This is a genomic window from Paenibacillus foliorum (assembly GCF_013141765.1).
In the GTDB taxonomy this organism is placed as follows: Bacteria; Bacillota; Bacilli; order Paenibacillales; family NBRC-103111; genus Paenibacillus_S; species Paenibacillus_S foliorum.
Window position 1 is genome coordinate 284,131 of the sequence record NZ_WHOD01000087.1, and the last position, 17,386, is coordinate 301,516.

The following is a 17,386-nucleotide window of genomic DNA, read 5'->3' on the forward strand; positions in this document are numbered from 1 at the left end:
TCCCTGCCGAGGAGAGGGTCCTGTTGTTAAACTACTTCACCTTTCGGTTTTTATCCATCTTTCCTATGTTGTTTCTCGTCATCATCATCATATTTGCAGGCCTGCAGCTGACACCCGGCGATCCTCTAACGTATTTGATCCCACCGGAAGTGCTCAGCTCGGCGAATTTCGATTTGGCAGGCTACAAGAAAGCTATGGGGCTCGACGCTCCTGTCTATATTCAGTTTCTTCATTGGTTCACGGATCTTTTACAGGGCAAGCTGGGCTACAGTCTGGTCGATGGATCCAATATTGCAAAAATGATTTCGAATCGACTGCCTGCTACTATAGAACTGGCTGCTGCTGCATTGATCGTATCCTCCATTCTTGGCATTATGCTGGGTTTGCTTTCATCGATCCGGCAAAACTCGTCCACTGACTACGTGAATACCGTTATTGGCATTGTGGGCATCTCAATACCGGAATTTTTCATTGGCATTTGTGCCATTCAAATATTCTCCATCCAGCTCGGTTGGCTACCTGTAGGCGGGCAATTCGAGTATGCGGATGCAGGCCTTATAGACCGAATTCGGCATTTGCTAATGCCTTCTCTTGTTCTAGGCTTTGCGCTGACGGCGGCGCTTATGCGATATACACGCGGTACGATGCTCGATGTACTGGGGAAGGATTACATCAAAACAGCGCGCAGTAAAGGACTTCCAGAATGGAAGGTTAATTTCAAGCACGCCTTTCGCAATGCGCTAATGCCAGTAGTATTGCTGCTCTGCTTTCGGCTTCCTCTCTTAATTGGTGGAACTGTAATCATTGAGAGTGTTTTTGGGTGGCCGGGGATGGGTGGAATGATTCTAAACGCTGTGTCGGCAAAGGACTACCCGGTTGTTATGATAACTACAATGTTAACGGCCTGCATGGTACTATTCGCGAGCTTCCTCGTCGATTTGATAACCGCCTTGCTGGACCCGAGGGTCCGTTTTGAATAAGCGGCATTGGTTTTGTCGTCAATAAGACGGAAAAAGGGGGGGGAGCCCGTTGGAAGCAATAGCTGTAAAATCCAGCTTGGCGCTGCGGAACTGGGAGAAGCTAAGAAGAAACAAGCTGGCGATGATCGGTTTTTCGATCATTCTGGTGATGATGCTTTGTGCCATTCTTGCGCCTGTATTGACATCTTATAAACCAGATGAGATTGATCTGGGAAACCGTCTCAAGCCACCTTCCACCGAGCATCTGCTCGGGACGGACAAAATTGGGCGCGATGTGCTGACGCGAATTCTCTACGGTGCCAGAATCTCGATTTTCATCGGCTTGAGCGGAGCTCTGGGTGGTGCGTTGATAGGTACAGTGCTCGGGTGCTTCAGCGGCTACTTGGGCGGTTGGTTCGATAAGCTGATGCTGCGCGTCTCTGAACTGTTCATGACATTCCCGCAGCTTATATTAGTCCTAATCTTAGTTGTTTATATGGGTCAAGGGTTGTTTAACCTCATTCTGATTTTTGCGGTGACCGGCTGGACAGGAACGTATCGGCTTGTTCGGGGAAGGTTTCTATCCCTAAGGGAAGAGAGCTTCGTGGAATCCTGTCGTGCCTTTGGCATCAGCGAAATGTCTATTATGTTCCGGCACATATTACCGAATACGCTAAGTCCAGTCATTGTAACCGTGACGTTATCAAGCGCGGGGTATATCTTGGCGGAATCAGGACTCAGCTTTCTCGGGCTGGGTGTGCCGTCGGGTATCCCGACATGGGGAAATATTATTAATGCGGCCAAGGCTGTAGATGTTATCCGAAACAACCCATGGCTCTGGCTGCCTCCCGGCTGTGCCATCTCCCTATTCGTCCTGGGTGTTAATTTCTTTGGCGATGGGCTTCGGGATGTTCTGGACCCTAACCAATAATTTGATGAGGCGGGAGGGGATGCTGCTTGTCTAACAGTAATGATCTGATCTTGAAGATTGACAATTTGCATACGCAGTTTGACTTGGGAAGACGCGTGGTGAAAGCAGTGAATGGCGTGTCGTTCAGCGTCAAGAAAGGCAGGACGCTTGGCATTGTAGGAGAAAGCGGGTGCGGTAAGAGTGTCACCGCTCACTCGATTTTACAGCTGCTGCCTAAGCTCGGAAGCATTACTGGGGGCAGTATTACCTACTACAAGGATCAAGAGGAGATCGTGCTCAGTCGGCTTAAGAAGAACGGGAAGGCGATCCGTTCCATACGTGGTAAAGAGATCGGCATGATTTTTCAGGACCCGATGGCATCCTTAAACCCGGTTTATACAATAGGCAATCAATTATGCGAAAATTTGCTGCAGCATGAGCGGGTCTCGAGAAAGCAAGCGATGGAGAAGGCCGTGGAGATGATGACTGTTCTAGGGATCTCTAAGCCCGCCTTCAGGATGAAGGATTATCCGCATCAATTCAGCGGAGGGATGAAACAAAGAGTCATGATTGCTATGGCGATGATGTGCAATCCCCGAGTACTGATCGCAGACGAGCCGACCACGGCGCTCGATGTGACGATACAAGCGCAAATTCTTGAGCTGATGAAAGAGGTTCAGTCGCAATTCGGAACCTCCATTATCTTAATTACCCATAACATGGGGATTGTTGCAGATATGGCTGATGATATCGCCGTCATGTATATGGGGCGAATTGTGGAGTTCGGCTCCGTTCGTCAGGTGCTGGGTTCGCCTCAGCATCCTTATACTCAAGCGCTTCTCAAATCCGTTCCCGTGTTGGGAATAGGTAGAAATGAACGGCTCCAAACGATTAGAGGCAACACCCCTGATCCGTCCGAAAGGCTGGAGGGATGTGAATTTGCACCCCGCTGCGACTTTGCAACCGCTCCCTGCACGATCGTACCGCCTGAAACGATTCTCGCGGACGGCCACCGAGTGAGATGCTGGAACTGCAGAGGAGGTATTGCATGACAGACAGCCATAAGCCCACCAATGAGGTGCTGCTCGAAATAAAAGATATCAGGAAATATTACCCGGTCTATAAAGGCGTATTTAAAAAGGTTGTCGGTCATGTCAAGGCGGTTGACGGCGTCAGTCTATTCGTCAGAAAGGGAGAAACACTCGGCTTGGTAGGAGAAAGCGGATGCGGTAAAACAACGCTGGGCAAATGCCTGGTTCGACTGCAACAACCTACCTCGGGTGAATTGCTGTACAGATACGACGGCTCGGAGCTGCGTGATATTCTAACCTTGACGAAGCAGGAAAGCTTTGATGTCCGCCAAAAAATCCAGATTGTTTTTCAAGATCCGTACTCGTCTTTAAATCCGGTTAAAACCATCTTTGACTCCTTTGACGAGCCGCTCCGCATTCACAGGATGGGCAGCAGATCACAGCGTAAGGAGATTATTGCCAGGCTGTTGGAATCGGTGAATTTGCGTGCCGAATATATGTACCGATATCCGCATGAATTTTCAGGCGGGCAAAGACAGCGCATTTGCATAGCCCGGGCATTATGCATTCAGCCTGAGTTGATCGTATGCGATGAGCCGGTATCAGCACTCGATGTGTCCATTCAGGCTCAGGTTTTGAATTTGATGAAGGATTTACAGCAGCAGTTGAATTTGACGTATATCTTCATTGCGCATGATCTCAGCGTTGTTGAGTATATGAGCGACAGAATCGCTGTCATGTACCTCGGCCAAGTGGTAGAGATAGCAGCCTCGGAGAGCTTGTATGCTTCGCCCCGGCATCCTTATACGGAAGCGCTGTTATCGGCGGTCCCCAATCCGGAATTAGATCGGCAAAAGGAGAGGATTGTGCTGAAAGGCGATGTTCCGAGCCCTATCGATCCGCCCATAGGCTGCAGATTTCATCCCAGATGCTCGAAATGCCAGGATATTTGCCGCACCGAAGCACCCGTGCTGCGCAAGGCTGCTGGAGCCGAAGATCATTATGTGGCTTGTCATTTGGCCGATACAATGCCGATTTTAAATGTTTAAGAAAATAGATTTTGCTTAAGCACAAATTCTAAGGAGAGAACAAAATGAGCGATCAGAAGCGGGATGTGCTGCAAATTGGAAAACAGGTGGAGATGTTCGTAGACGATACTTTAATTCACCGGATGGAGAAGACTTATCTTAAGCTGAATCCCCCGGAAAAGAAGGAAATTGTTTTAACGATGGATCAGCCGTGGGAAGGCTCCGGCAGCGGTATTTATTGCAGTGTGTTTAAAGATGGAGACATTTACCGTATGTACTATCGGGGAACATTCGACAACAGCTCCGATCATTCCAACGGCCAAGCCTGCTGTTATGCAGAGAGTCGGGATGGCATCCACTGGGAGCGCCCGGAGCTTGGGATTCATGAGTTTAACGGGTCGACGAGGAACAATATCATTATGCTTGGGAATATCGCCCACAATTTCAGTCCTTTTCTGGATACACGACCAGGAGTCCCTCCTCAGGAAAAATATAAAGCAGTAGCCGGTTACGCGCCAAGAGGATTGTTTACCTTTGTTTCCGAAGACGGATTGCATTTTACTAAGTTTCAGGAAGAACCTGTTTTAACTAAGGGAGCCTTTGATTCCCATAATCTTGCTTTTTGGGATGCGCAAAGAAATTGTTATATCTGTTATTCCAGATACTTTGCCTCTAATCTGGAGCCGAACATTGAAGCACCTGAGGATTCCGCTGTTTTTGTTGGGGTAAGAGCAATCCAATACAGTACGTCAGAAGACTTCATACATTGGACGGAGCCACAGCCCAACGAATACGACAAAGGACCATTGGAGCATTTTTATACGAACAGTACGCTGCCATGCCCAGGAGCTGAGCATATTTACTTATCTTTCCCTATGAGATTTATGCCGGAACGATTTAAAATTGCCGGACACAGCAAGGTCGGAGTTTCCGACAATACGTTTATGACCAGCCGCAATGGCATGTTTTGGAAGCGTGCATTCCGTGAAGCGTGGACCCGTCCAGGTCTCGATCCGCGAAACTGGACCCAGAGAAGCTCAGCTCCCGCATGGGGCATTCTTGAAACCTCGACCGAGGAGTTTTCACTCTATATCAATGAGCACTATCAATGGGATGATTCCAGAATTCGCAGAGTTACTGTCCCCCGCCACCGATTTGCCTCTGTACACGGCGACTATACAGGAGGTGTTTTTACGACCAAGCTGCTGGCTGTAGGAGGGAATGCACTCATGATTAACTACGCGACTTCGGCTCCAGGCTCAGTTAAAGTCGGCATTATAGATGAATCAGGCTGGCCGATATCCAATTTCAGTACTGAAGACTGCGATATCATTTATGGCGATGAGCTGAGTTATACGGTGACATGGCGAGGCAATGCCGATTTATCCTCATTTGTCGGAAAGGCGGTTCGCTTTAAATTTGAGCTGAAGGATGCCGATATTTATGCCCTGCGCTTTGGAGATTGTACTTAAGGGCATAAGCTGGAGCGACCAGAATAAGCTCCGCTAGCTCGTGTCGGCGGATACATTAAGGAGGGCTGTATGGAAGCTGTGAGCCGTAACGTCAAGTTCACCTTTTTTGATAACCGCACCTACGAATATATCCAAGTCTTCAGAAGAGAACTGGGAAAAGCGCAAAAATACAGCGGAAATCCGGTTTTGAAGCCTGAATTACCAAACGAATTCAAACGCGCTCATTATTACGGAACCGCTTTGTATGATGAAGAAGAACAGCTGTACAAAACCTGGTATTCCTCCCACTACTACGGTCCTGCTTTCGGAGAATCCGACTCCAGAGCCTATTCTTATCTGAATTATGCGTATTCGTCAGACGGAATCAACTTCATTAAACCAGAGCTGAGTGTGGTGCCCGGAACGAATATCGTTCTGGATAATGACGCGAGAACCCATGGTCCGTCTATCATTCTCGATACGGAAGAGAAGGATCCCGACAAAAGATTCAAGCTGGCGATGTCACCTTACAGTGAACACTGCAGCATCTATCTATATGCTTCTCCTGATGGAATTCACTGGAAACCTATATCTAACAAGGCTGTTCTTGAGGTGGAGAGCGACTGTCATATCGGTTTTTACCGCGATTCCGTATCAGGAGCGTATCGGTTGTCGTTCCGAATGAGGTGTCCCGACAGGCGTGTATGGGTGGCTGAAAGCTTCGACCTGCTCCATTGGACGAAGCCCGTTTTGGCCATTGAGCCGGATCAGCTCGATCCTTGCTTCACGCAGTTTTACGGGATGCAGATGACACCATACGGTCCATATACTATGGGATTAATCTCCATGTATGATACTTTCGATTACCTGACAGATCCGCATTTTAACAAAATGGCAGGGACAATGGATATCCAATTGGCCTATAGCCATGATGGCTTTTGCTGGCACAGATGCATGCAGGGACAGAAGCTGATTGGTCTCGGTACGAAAGAAGAATGGGACTCCACATGTATAATGCCATCTTCGACGGTCATCTACAGGCAGGACGGTATGAAGATTTATTATTCCGCAGCTCCCTTTGATCATTCAGGCTTTGCCAGAATCCCTTATGAAGAAATTTCCAAAGAGTCTATAGGGCTGGCCATGCTTCGTCCTGACGGATTTGTCTATTTACATGCGGGACAGGATGAATGCGAACTGATGACGAGGCCTTTTGCCGTGGAGAACGGAGAGCTCTATATCAATGCAGATGCTTCCAAGGGATTTGTCGGGATAGAGATTTGTGATACGGAGGGAAGAGCACTGGAAGGCTTCTCTTATAACGAGCATATTCCATTTACAGGAGACAGTACGGCGGCCAAGGTGGAATGGAAGGGAAGTCCTGACATGGAAAAGCTCGTTCGTCAAGTGATCCGGGTAAAGCTCCGGGCTTCAAATGCCGATGTATTTGCCTTCTTTTTCCCGCATGGGGAAGACGTAAAGGAATATTGGAAGTTTAGGGAAGTATCCTGTTTGAATCCGTTAAAATATGACATCGGGTAAGCCTGAACTGAGAAGGGGAGCGGCAGCGATGGAAAGGGTTCGTTTTGGAATTGTGGGCTGCGGATATTTTGGCGGCGGTTTGGCTCATATTCTGGCAGGACTGGAGCATTGCGAGGTCAAGCTTGTATTTGGTGGGCGCAGAGCCAGGCTGCTGGCGAAGGAACTGGGCTGTGCCCAAGCGCAATCCCTCGAAGAATTGATGGACAGCAAGGACATTGATGCGGTGATTGTAGCCTCGCCCAGTCATCTCCATCACGAGAACGTCATCCGCGCAGCCAGAACAGGAAAGCATGTCTTTTGTGAAAAGCCAGCGGCGCTCTCCCTCAAGCATTGTCAGGCCATGCTTGATGCTTGTCAAAAAGCAAAGGTTCAAATGATGGTCGGCCATATTTATTATTTTGTGAATGGCCTTGTTCAAGTGCGCCAGTGGATTGAAGAGGGCGTCATCGGTAAGCCGATAGCTATACATTCGGAGAGAACCGGCTGGGAACCCCGGCAGGCAGAGGTTAGTTGGAAGAAAAACAACGAGACCTCCGGAGGGCATCTGTTTCACCATATCCATGAGTTGGATTTACTGCAATCGATCATGGGTCAGGCGGCAGCGGTATGCACAGCGGGAGGTAACCTTGCTCATCTGGGAGAAGGCTATGGCAATGAAGAAGATATATTGCTGCTTACGTTGGAATTTCAAGGCGGGGCGGTTGGAACGATGCAGTACGGCTCCGGTTTTCGGTGGGGCGAGCATTATATCAAAATAAATGGAACCGAAGGCGCAATTCGAATCGATTTTAAAAGGTCAAAAGTTTATTTGAAGAAAGACGGAAGGGAATCCGAGCATTTACTTCACGGCACGGAGGAAGAGGACGAGGAGCGGGCAAGCTTTTACCGTCAAATGGACGGTGGAGTCGCCTATGGCAAGGATACATCACAGCTAGCCGCTTTTTTGGTGAGCATGATGAAGGCGGAAATGACAGCCTTTCGGGATAGCTTAAGGGGAATACCCATTCCGGAACGCATAAAGCCGTTATTTGACGGAACAGCTGCTTATTCGTCTGTCGCTGCGGCGGAAGCAGCGCTCTCTTCATTAAGAGAGAAGCAGTGGATTCGGATCGATTGAACGGGAGGATGGCTTTCATGCACACGATGGAATTATTTCGACTGGATGGTCAAATTGCCGTCGTGACAGGCGGTTCGGGGTTATACGGCTTGCTGATTGCTCGGGCGATGGGTGAAGCTGGGGCTAGGGTTGTGATCGCTTCACGCAGCATTGAAGACTGCCGGGCTGCAGCTGACAGACTCAGTCGGGAAGGTCTACAGGCTTGTGCCAAGCAGCTTGATTTGGAGAGCGAAGCGAGTATTCATGAATTTACAAATGAAGTGGTTGAGGAATTCGGCAGAATCGATACACTGGTCAATAATTCTGTCTCCCGTGTGGGTCTTGCCGATCTGAAGGAGACGACGCGAGATGGCTGGGAGGAAGCGCAGCGTGTAAACGGATCGGGACTTATGCTGATAACGAAAGCTGTAGTCACACAGATGTGCAAGCAGCGGAGCGGTTCGATCATTAACATAGCGTCGATACAAGGCGTGGTAGGGCCTCATTTTCCCGTATACGGAGATACAGGAATGACGAGTGGAATTGAGTACACGTATGCCAAATGGGGAATGATCGGTTTTACTAAATGGTTAGCAAATTATTATGCCCGATTCCAAATCCGCGCTAACTGTATTAGCCCTGGCGGATACAATCCCGGACTCCTTCAGGATGAAAGCAAAGCTCAATTCGTCTCCAACTATCGCAAGCTAACTCCCATGGGACGATTTGCTGAAGAGGATGACATTAAAGGGCCGGCCGTGTTTCTGGCTTCAAATGCCTCCCGGTATGTCACAGGTCAGAACCTTATAGTTGATGGAGGCTGGACCAATTGGTAATTAAAGGGGGTGCACCATGTATCGCGCAGCGGTAATTGGATTAGGCAGCATCGGACTGCTGTTTGACATACCCAGAAAGGCCACACCGCAAAGCCATTCCTTAGCTTATCACTTAAACAAGGATATTGAATATGTCGCAGCAGCCGGCGTTCGTCAGGAGCAGGGAGATTCATTGGCGTTAATCGCACCTGAAGCGAAATTTTATACCGATTTGAGTGCGATGTTGAAGGAAAGTAATTTGGATTTGATCAGTATTTGTACGCCCTCTGATGTAAGGCTGGAGCTGCTGAAGACCGTGTTCGAGCAATCGGCGGCAAAGCTGATTTTTCTGGAAAAGCCAGTGGCAACCAGTCTTGAGGAGGCTGAGGGAATTGCGGTATTAGCCGAAAAGCATAACCGGACAGTGGTCGTCAATCTTTCCCGGAGATGGAGCGAGGGCGCCGCACTAATGCGTCAGGCAGTGAAATCAGGACGCTTCGGTAAGCTTAAAAAAATTCATCTCCGCTACACAAGAGGTATTTACAATTATGGCTCCCATCTGTTTGACCTGGTACGTTTCGTAGCAGCCAAGATGGATACCGTCCAGGTGCTGCAGCGGGTTCCGACGAACCTGGATGACCGGGAGGATTGGACCTATTCCTTTACATTTACGGCGGAGAACGGAAGTGTTGCCGGCTATGCGGAAGGGTTTGACGACCGTGATTTTCTAATGTTTGAGATGGATCTATATTTGGAGAAGGGCAAAATCGAAATGCTCAAAAGCGGTGATGAAATTCGTTTCTACGCTACGGAACAGCACCCTTTGCTCACGAACGTGAGACAGCTGGTGCTGGAGCAGACAGAACAAGGCCTGCATGGCCGATCCAGCAGTATTGTGAATGCTGCGGATCACCTGGTCCAGATACTACGCGCTGGAGTCAAGCCAGTGTGTACGCTTGAAGACGGAATTTATCCGTTATATGTAGCTGATGCCTTGAATCGTTCCTATCTGAATAATGGATCTGTTGAAAGGGTAAGTGTAAACCAGTATGAGGGATGACTTGAAAAGGGTTCAAGAGATTGTGACGTCTATTGACGGCGATGTCGAGGATTGGTTAGGTGCGGTCATTCCGCCAGTGTTTGAAAATACAATCTACCGTTATCCCAATTATGAGACCGTTAAACAAGCGGCTGAAGGCAGCATTTTTCGTTACGGCTACAGCAAAAACGGGAACCCGACAACGGCTGCGCTTGAGAAGAAGCTGGCAGAGCTTGAGAAGGGAGAAGAGGCCAAATGCTTTTCCTCAGGAACTGCGGCGATTTACACCGTCCTTTTAAGCGTTTTGGAGCAGGGCAGTCATGTGATTACTGTGAAAAATGTGTATGGTCGCGTTTCCGATTTTCTAAGCAACGCCTTTAAGAAGTTTGGAGTGGAAACCACCTTTGTGTCCGGCCAGACGATAGAAGAATTTGAGGAAGCCATCCAACCGAACACGAAGCTGATTTATCTCGAAAGTCCGACCTCTTGGCATTTTGAATTGCAGCCGGTTCGTGCCATTACCGAGCTCGCCAAGCAGCATCAAATAATAGTTGTTATGGATAATACATGGGCAACCCCCGTTTTTCAAAATCCATTGGATTTTGGAGTAGACGTCGTCATACACTCCGCTTCCAAATATTTGGGCGGTCATAGCGATCTGGTAGCCGGAGCTGTAATTGGCTCGCGGGAATGGATCTCCGCTTTGCCTCAATTGGGGGCAGTACTATCTCCATACGAGTCAGCCAAATTATTACGGGGAATTCGGACATTGGCACTGCGAATGGAAAAGCATGAAAAAAATGCGCTGCAAATTGCCGCTTTCTTGAAGCAGGAGAGCAAGGTGTCTGAAGTGAGCTACCCGGGCTTGACGGACTTCCGTCAATACGAATTGGCCAAGAAGCAAATGTCCGGTAGCAGCGGATTGATGTCGTTTCAGCTTAATGCAGATGAGTCGGGCATACGAGCTTTCATTGACTCGCTTCGACATATCAGTATCGGTGGCAGCTGGGGAGGCTTTGAAAGCATCATCTATGCAGCGGCGATGTCGGGATCGGAGGAAGAAGTGCTCGCACGCGGCTTCAGCTATTCGCAAATCCGGTTGTCCGTAGGATTGGAAGAAGCGCAAACGCTGTTGCAAGACCTGCATGAAGCACTACGGAGGATTTAGTTACTTAAAAAGAAAGGTGGGAGCTGGATGCCATTTCAAGCACTTCCCGAATCCGTGGATACCCCTGCCATCGTAATCGATCTTGATCGGCTGGATGCTAATTTGCGATGGACAGCAGAACTGGCTGCCAAGGCTGGAGTACGTCTTAGGCCGCATACGAAGACGCATAAGAGCCTGTGGCTTGCCGGTGAGCAGCTTCGTCATGGAGCCGCAGGCATTACGGTTGCCAAGCTCGGCGAGGCAGAGGTGATGGTTGAGGGCGGAATCGATGACATATTGATAGCTTTTCCGATCGTGGGACGGTTGAAGCTGGAAAGACTAGGCAGGCTGCTGCAGCGTGCTTCGGTTTACGTCAGCGTGGACAGCTATGAAGCGGCCCATAGTCTGTCGGAGCTGGGAGAGCAATTGAAGCTGCGAATTCCGCTCTATTTGGATGTGAATAGCGGCTTGAATCGCTGTGGTAAACAACCGGGAGACGAGACCGCGGAGCTAGCGCTCCAGATTGCCAAGCTAAGAGGAATCAAGCTGGCTGCGCTGATGACCCATGCCGGGCATGCTTACGGAAAGAGCAGTCCTGATGATTGTTTGGAGGTTGCCCGAACTGAAGCGGAAGCATTAATTGAAAGTCAACGCGTATTACGGAGAAAAGGGGTTGAGGTGAATGAGCTTAGTGTCGGTTCAACACCAACCTCAAAGTTTATCGGGCAGCTGGCTGGCTCCGGTATTACAGAGATGAGACCGGGAGCTTACGTATTCGGCGACGGATCTCAGCTGTATCCGGGTCTAATCGAAGAAAGAGAATGTGCCATGCGTATAGTGGCTACAGTCGTCAGTACGCCAAGACCGGGGACGGTAATCATCGACGCAGGCTCGAAGACGCTGACCAACGACATCAGTCCGCACCGCAGCGGCTTTGGCTTAATTCCAAAGCATCCCGAAATTCGGATAGAACGTCTAAGTGAGGAACACGGCATCTTATCGGTTCCGGACGGGATTACGTTTCGGATTGGTGACAGGCTGTCCATCATTCCGAATCATTGCTGCGCAGTAGTTAATTTGCATGACCAGCTGATCGGCTTGCGGGAAGGTAACATAGAACGGATGATTCAAGTCAATGGCAGAGGCCAAATTACTTAAAACTGGCTATACGCGGAGGTACGATGGCTTGCTGCATGTCCGCGTCCATTAAAGATTAAAGGAGTGAATCGTATGTCCATTCAATTGCATACCGCTGAAGCGCCGGAATTTCCGCTTCCCTTTTCCCAAGCTTTATGTGCCGGTGACTTCGTCTATGTCTCAGGTCAGGTAGGCGTAGATCCGGAAAGCCGCTTGGTGGTAGGGGATACCATTGAAGAGCAGACGGTGCAGTGCCTGCGAAATATAGAAGCAATACTTCGCACAGCCGGACTAACGTTAGATCATATAGTGAAAATTAATGCTTTTCTATCTAGAGCGGAGGACTTTCCAGGCTACAACAGAGCCTATGAAGGAGCTATGCAGCGTCCGTTTCCCGCACGAACCTCCATTGGCTGCTCTATTGGCAGCTACCTTGTGGAAATCGATGCCATTGCATATTCGCCGACCATTCGCAGTAATCAATAAAGCTAAGCTATATAGTTAGTGCTATCAGCTAAGCTGGAAATGCAGGATGGAGCGCTTTAGAGGAGGTAGTGTACAGGTGACAGGGACCCAACTTAGGATAGCGGTTGCTGGAATAGTGCATGAAACGAATACGTTTGCTCCCGGATTGACGGAGCTGGATCGGTTTCAAAGTGAATGGTCGGAGGGAGTAGAAGCGTTCAGCCGACGGTATGTCGGCACACGTACGACGATGGGCGGCGTCTTGGCTGCGGCTGAAAAGGAAGGCGTGCTCCTTGAACCAGGCTTGTACACTGCGGCAACTCCTAGTGGTATCGTCAGTGCATCTACAGCGGACGCACTGCTTCAAGCACTCATCGCTTCGGTTGACAAGACTGCAGACGGACTTCTTCTCATTATGCACGGAGCCATGGTCTCGGCGCAGTATCCGGATTATGAGGGGGAATGTCTTCGTGGTCTGCGAGCCAAGCTAGGCGATGGGTTCCCGATCGTGATGACGCTCGATCTTCACGGAAATATCAGTCCGGATATGGTTCGAAAAGCGGACCTGATTGTCGGTTATGATACTTATCCGCACATTGATATGTATGAGCGGGCTGTAGAAGCCCTTGAACTGCTGGTACGAAAAGTCCGCGGAGAGATCCAACCTGCCGCTGCCTACGGGCATACGGGTATGCTCGTTGTACCACAAGGAATGATGACGGAGCAGGGCAGTATGAAGGAGTTAATGGAACAGGCATTTGTTATAGAAGCTGACCCGAGAGTACTCAATGTGACCGTATCCGGCGGTTTCCCATACAGCGATGTGCCCGATGCGGGGATGTCATTCATTGTCACTACCGATGGAGACTCACAGCTGGCAGGTTACTATGTGGAGGAGCTTGTGAAGCTGGCATTGAAGCGTAAGCAATCATTCGATGTTGCCTACGTCTCACCGAAGAAAGCCGTAGAGGAAGCACAAGCATGGCCCGACGGGCCTGTGATTCTGGCTGAAGGGTCGGATAACGTAGGAGGAGGGGCTCCGGCAGACGCTACCTTTGTGTTAGCCGAGCTGGTTGGAGCTAAGCAGACGGCATTGGCCGTCATTTGTGACCCTGCAGCAGTTAAGGCGGCTTATAAGGCTGGAGTTGGTGGAGACTTTGCTGAGATGACGGGAGGCAAGACGGATTCGCTGCACGGCGACCCGGTTGCACTCCGAGGGGTGGTGAGGCTGCTGTTTGACGGACATTACCGGCATGTCGGACCTTATATGACGGGTCAGCAAGCCGAGATGGGCAAATCTGCCGTTATCCAATGCGGATTGCTAACCGTCATTCTGACAGAGAAACGGGTGCCTCCATGGGATTTGGGTCATGTCAGATCTGTCGGCTTGTGGCCGGCGGATTTCAAAATTATTTTAGCTAAATCGGCGGTCGCGTGGCAGGCAGCATTCGCTCCATTCGCCAAGCATGTAGTCAATGTGGATTCACAGGGCTGCTGCAGCGCAAATCTTAATCATTTTCAATATTGTAACGTGAAAAGGCCCGTCTATCCGTTGGACACAGAGCCTCAGCCCAGGCTTGGACTGTAGAGGAGGAATGAGCATGAAGACCTTAGATAAATCCAGAGTAAATTACGCCGAGTCTCAAGCCTTTTTGGCTGGAGGAGTGTCGAGCTCCCTAAGAAGCGCGATGAAGCCTGTCCCGCTGTTTGCTGCGGCAGGCTCAGGTCCGCGGATTAGCGACGTAGATGGCAATGAGTATATTGATTACCTGCTTGGCTACGGACCGCTGCTGTTAGGTCACAGTAACCCAGCCATCACGGATAGCATCCATGCTGCCCTGAAATGCGGTACTACGTTCGGTCTTCAGCATACTGGGGAATTCGAGCTGGCCCGCAGGCTAACGGAAGCTCTGCCCTGCGCGGAGCAAGTCGTCTTGAGCGGTTCCGGCACGGAAGCAGTCATGCTGGCGCTGAGATTGGCCAGAGCCTATAACGGCAAACGGAAAATCGTTCGTTTTCACGGTCATTATCACGGTTGGGCAGACTCGATCTTCACTTCGTTCCCGAGCTCTGATATGAGGCAATTCGGATCCGTCTTGGACTCAGACAATCAGATCTTTCCGGGAACAGAAGGCCAAAGCCAGCAAGCCTTGGAAGATATCCTTCTGCTGCCATGGAATGATTCAGCTGCGCTAGAGGAGACACTTCGGCGGTATGGGCATGAGATTGCGGCGGTCATCTCCGAGCCGGTTATGTGCAACTCCGGATGTATTCTACCTAAGCCCGGCTATCTTGAGCTGATGAGAAAACTGACGGAAGAGCTGGATATTGTCATGATTCTTGATGAAGTGATCACGGGCTTCCGGCTAAGCCTCGGTGGAGCCCATGGTAAATTCGGGCTGAAGCCGGATTTGGTTACGATCGGCAAAGCGCTCGGTGGAGGGATAGCCATCAGTGCAGTTGCTGGCCGCAAGGAATTGATGGAGCTCGTAGGGAACGGGACAGTAAGTCACCTTGGGACCTTGAACGGTAACTGTATAGCTACCTCCGCGGCACTTGCGACCATCTCTGAGCTGTCAAAAGCTGGAGGTGCTGTCTATGAGCAGCTGGAGCAGACAGCGGTTAGATTGGTTGAGGGGATTCGAAGGCTGCTCGTCAAGCACGGAATTGCGGGAATCATCAATCAGGCAGGCCCTGTTTTTCATATGATGTTTACCGATGAGCTGAAGGTTGAGGATTTCGCTTCATTCAATAAGCGGGATGCAGCCAGATATACCGAATTCGCAGCAGGTCTGCTGGAGGAGGGAGTTCTGGTCCGTTCCAATGGTCTATGGTATGTTTCGACTGCGCATGGGGACCAGGAGATTGACGAAACACTCTCAGCCATGGACAGAGCGCTCAATACTCTACGAGGAGGCTCTGTACAATGAGGCTGAAGCAGCAAGTAGCACTGATTACCGGCGGTTCGACCGGTATTGGCAAAGCGACGGCCTTACGGTTTGCATCGGAAGGTGCGAAGGTTGCCATAACCGGTCGCAATCGTACCATGCTCCAGGAGACAGCGGGAGAGATAGAAACGGCAGGCGGTGAAGCGATCTGGATTGACGGGGACGTTCAGTATAATGTCGACGTTCGCCGCATGGTTGACACCGTCCTGGAGCGTTGGGGCACCGTAGATGTGCTTGTCAATAATGCGGGTATATGCAAGCCAGCTCCTTTTCTTGATCTGGAAGAGGAAGAGTGGGATAGACATATGGCTATTAATTTGAAGGGTACCTTTTTAACTGGGCAAGCGGTTGCGAAAGAGCTGGTAAGACAGGGGAAAGCGGGCTCCATCATCAATATGTCCAGCGTCAACGGATTGGCAGCTGAAGGGGATCAGGCCCATTACAATGCAACCAAGGGTGGCATTAATCTGCTTACCATGTCCATGGCGCTGGAGCTGGCTCCTTACGGGATTCGGGTCAACGCACTATGCCCGGGCTTTATCGAAACACGGCTGACGAAGCCGCTCATCGACAACCCCACCGCTTACGGGCCTTATTTGAAAACAATCCCAATGGGGAGAGCGGGGATGCCGGAGGAGATTGCCGATGCAGCGCTGTTTATGGCCACGAATGATTCGCGATATATGACAGGGCATTGCTTGGTAGTGGATGGGGGGCAGCTGATTAAGCTGTCCTAGAGGAAGTATTCCTTCAGTTTCAATAGAAAATGGGGGTTCAGTGAGGATGGATTATTTTGCGAAATCCGATGTGTACTTTTCACCTATTACCCTGGGCACTGTACAGCTGGGTCTTCCTTACGGAATAGCCAATAGCTCCGGACAACCGGATATGGAAAGTTCCCGCCTAATATTGGATGCCGCAATTGCGGGAGGAATCACCTCTTTTGACACAGCGCCCTCCTATGGCAGCTCAGAGTTAGTATTGGGACACTATTTTTCGAGCAAACAGAAGCCGTTTATTATTTCCAAATGGAGCCTGCATGATGAAAAGCCCCGTTTGACTATGAATGAATTACGGAAGCAATTGGATGAAGTTTTGAAGGAGCGGGCCGCCAGATTGGAGGTTTCGCGAATCCCCGCGCTGCTTCTTCACACGCCGCTGATGCTTAAGGAATACGGTGCGGAAACGACTCAATTGCTCCGCGAGAGCGTTCAGGATGGCCGGATCGGTAAAGTAGGAGTTTCCCTAGGTGTGCATGTAGACCATGAGCTTGATGAGCTGTGGGAGACCCTCCAAGATGAGATTTATGAAATCGTGCAAATTCCGCTCAATGTATGGGATCAGCGCCTTATTCGCACCGGGGGATTAGAGAGATTGAGAGATTCCGGCAAACAGGTGCTTGCAAGGAGCGCTTACCTGCAGGGGCTTCTATTTATGGATGAAGAGAAGCTTCCTGACCATCTGGCAAGCGCAGCCCCATGGCTGAGGATGCTTCACCGGCTGGCTGAAATTGAGAGCATGACCATTGCTGAATTTGCCTTCTCCTATGTCCGTTACACTACCGGTGTGACCAGTGTTCTTATAGGGGCCGAAACGGAAGGGCAGGTTCGTGAAAATTTACGGCTGTTGAATGTAAGGCCGCTGCATGAAGAAACGCGGGAGTTAATCCGGCAGCAATTTGCAAATGTACCCGAGTATCTGATTACTCCAGCGCTTTGGAATGTTTGGAACAAGCATGAAGGTCAACGCTCGTAAGCAGTACCCTATCCCGCACGGAAATGCTTGAGCTCTAGTGCAGATTAAACAGTCGGGAGCTGA

Annotated in this window: 16 protein-coding genes; all 16 read left to right on the forward strand. The window is 50.0% G+C overall.

Translation table 11 applies throughout. The annotated features are described in order from the left end of the window. Positions 1 to 23 precede the first annotated feature (23 nt). The 16 genes from GC093_RS23680 (at position 24) to GC093_RS23755 (ending at position 17,323) form a co-directional block, all read left to right on the forward strand. Complete coding sequence (locus tag GC093_RS23680; RefSeq protein WP_246315124.1) at positions 24 to 980, forward strand: ABC transporter permease; 957 nt, start codon at positions 24 to 26, stop codon at positions 978 to 980. Positions 981 to 1,029: 49 nt separating this feature from the next. Beyond that, on the forward strand, positions 1,030 to 1,890 hold the full coding sequence (locus GC093_RS23685; RefSeq protein ID WP_246315127.1) for an ABC transporter permease: 861 nt from the start codon (positions 1,030 to 1,032) through the stop codon (positions 1,888 to 1,890). Positions 1,891 to 1,916: 26 nt separating this feature from the next. Continuing rightward, complete coding sequence (locus tag GC093_RS23690; RefSeq protein WP_246315129.1) at positions 1,917 to 2,921, forward strand: ABC transporter ATP-binding protein; 1,005 nt, start codon at positions 1,917 to 1,919, stop codon at positions 2,919 to 2,921. Beyond that, positions 2,918 to 3,949, forward strand: a complete 1,032-nt coding sequence (locus GC093_RS23695) for an ABC transporter ATP-binding protein (RefSeq protein ID WP_171654374.1) — start codon at positions 2,918 to 2,920, stop codon at positions 3,947 to 3,949. The genes GC093_RS23690 and GC093_RS23695 overlap by 4 nt, the downstream gene beginning before the upstream one ends. A 44-nt stretch (positions 3,950 to 3,993) precedes the next feature. Continuing rightward, positions 3,994 to 5,400 (forward strand): hypothetical protein, encoded by a 1,407-nt coding sequence (locus tag GC093_RS23700; protein WP_171654375.1) that lies wholly within the window; start codon positions 3,994 to 3,996, stop codon positions 5,398 to 5,400. Between the two features lie 69 nt (positions 5,401 to 5,469). Next, positions 5,470 to 6,921: a hypothetical protein gene (locus tag GC093_RS23705; protein ID WP_171654376.1), complete on the forward strand. Its 1,452-nt coding sequence runs from the start codon at positions 5,470 to 5,472 to the stop codon at positions 6,919 to 6,921. A gap of 28 nt (positions 6,922 to 6,949) precedes the next feature. Then, entirely contained in the window at positions 6,950 to 8,038 is a 1,089-nt protein-coding gene (locus GC093_RS23710; RefSeq protein ID WP_216624775.1) for a Gfo/Idh/MocA family protein, read from the forward strand. Between the two features lie 17 nt (positions 8,039 to 8,055). Next, positions 8,056 to 8,853 carry an SDR family NAD(P)-dependent oxidoreductase gene (locus tag GC093_RS23715; protein ID WP_216624776.1) on the forward strand — a complete coding sequence of 266 codons (798 nt, stop codon included), beginning with the start codon at positions 8,056 to 8,058 and terminating at the stop codon, positions 8,851 to 8,853. Between the two features lie 16 nt (positions 8,854 to 8,869). Continuing rightward, complete coding sequence (locus GC093_RS23720) at positions 8,870 to 9,892, forward strand: Gfo/Idh/MocA family protein (protein ID WP_171654378.1); 1,023 nt, start codon at positions 8,870 to 8,872, stop codon at positions 9,890 to 9,892. Position 9,893: 1 nt separating this feature from the next. Beyond that, positions 9,894 to 11,039: a trans-sulfuration enzyme family protein gene (locus GC093_RS23725; RefSeq protein WP_171654379.1), complete on the forward strand. Its 1,146-nt coding sequence runs from the start codon at positions 9,894 to 9,896 to the stop codon at positions 11,037 to 11,039. Between the two features lie 27 nt (positions 11,040 to 11,066). Beyond that, positions 11,067 to 12,176: an alanine racemase gene (locus GC093_RS23730; RefSeq protein ID WP_171654380.1), complete on the forward strand. Its 1,110-nt coding sequence runs from the start codon at positions 11,067 to 11,069 to the stop codon at positions 12,174 to 12,176. Positions 12,177 to 12,248: 72 nt separating this feature from the next. Beyond that, complete coding sequence (locus tag GC093_RS23735) at positions 12,249 to 12,641, forward strand: RidA family protein (protein WP_171654381.1); 393 nt, start codon at positions 12,249 to 12,251, stop codon at positions 12,639 to 12,641. 76 nt (positions 12,642 to 12,717) lie between these two features. Beyond that, positions 12,718 to 14,208, forward strand: coding sequence for a M81 family metallopeptidase (locus GC093_RS23740; RefSeq protein WP_312886599.1), 1,491 nt, complete (start codon positions 12,718 to 12,720; stop codon positions 14,206 to 14,208). A 13-nt stretch (positions 14,209 to 14,221) separates the two neighbouring features. Continuing rightward, positions 14,222 to 15,550: an aspartate aminotransferase family protein gene (locus GC093_RS23745; protein WP_171654383.1), complete on the forward strand. Its 1,329-nt coding sequence runs from the start codon at positions 14,222 to 14,224 to the stop codon at positions 15,548 to 15,550. Then, positions 15,547 to 16,305 carry an SDR family NAD(P)-dependent oxidoreductase gene (locus tag GC093_RS23750; protein WP_171654384.1) on the forward strand — a complete coding sequence of 253 codons (759 nt, stop codon included), beginning with the start codon at positions 15,547 to 15,549 and terminating at the stop codon, positions 16,303 to 16,305. The genes GC093_RS23745 and GC093_RS23750 overlap by 4 nt, the downstream gene beginning before the upstream one ends. Before the next feature lie 46 nt (positions 16,306 to 16,351). Beyond that, entirely contained in the window at positions 16,352 to 17,323 is a 972-nt protein-coding gene (locus GC093_RS23755) for an aldo/keto reductase (protein ID WP_171654385.1), read from the forward strand. Positions 17,324 to 17,386 lie beyond the last annotated feature (63 nt).

Coding starts and splice junctions, on each gene's coding strand:
- GC093_RS23730 (WP_171654380.1), top strand. CDS start 11,067: ATGCCATTTCAAGCACTTCCCGAATCCGTGGATACCCCTGCCATCGTA.
- GC093_RS23750 (WP_171654384.1), top strand. CDS start 15,547: ATGAGGCTGAAGCAGCAAGTAGCACTGATTACCGGCGGTTCGACCGGT.
- GC093_RS23710 (WP_216624775.1), top strand. CDS start 6,950: ATGGAAAGGGTTCGTTTTGGAATTGTGGGCTGCGGATATTTTGGCGGC.
- GC093_RS23700 (WP_171654375.1), top strand. CDS start 3,994: ATGAGCGATCAGAAGCGGGATGTGCTGCAAATTGGAAAACAGGTGGAG.
- GC093_RS23715 (WP_216624776.1), top strand. CDS start 8,056: ATGCACACGATGGAATTATTTCGACTGGATGGTCAAATTGCCGTCGTG.
- GC093_RS23745 (WP_171654383.1), top strand. CDS start 14,222: ATGAAGACCTTAGATAAATCCAGAGTAAATTACGCCGAGTCTCAAGCC.
- GC093_RS23695 (WP_171654374.1), top strand. CDS start 2,918: ATGACAGACAGCCATAAGCCCACCAATGAGGTGCTGCTCGAAATAAAA.
- GC093_RS23735 (WP_171654381.1), top strand. CDS start 12,249: ATGTCCATTCAATTGCATACCGCTGAAGCGCCGGAATTTCCGCTTCCC.
- GC093_RS23705 (WP_171654376.1), top strand. CDS start 5,470: ATGGAAGCTGTGAGCCGTAACGTCAAGTTCACCTTTTTTGATAACCGC.
- GC093_RS23755 (WP_171654385.1), top strand. CDS start 16,352: ATGGATTATTTTGCGAAATCCGATGTGTACTTTTCACCTATTACCCTG.
- GC093_RS23720 (WP_171654378.1), top strand. CDS start 8,870: ATGTATCGCGCAGCGGTAATTGGATTAGGCAGCATCGGACTGCTGTTT.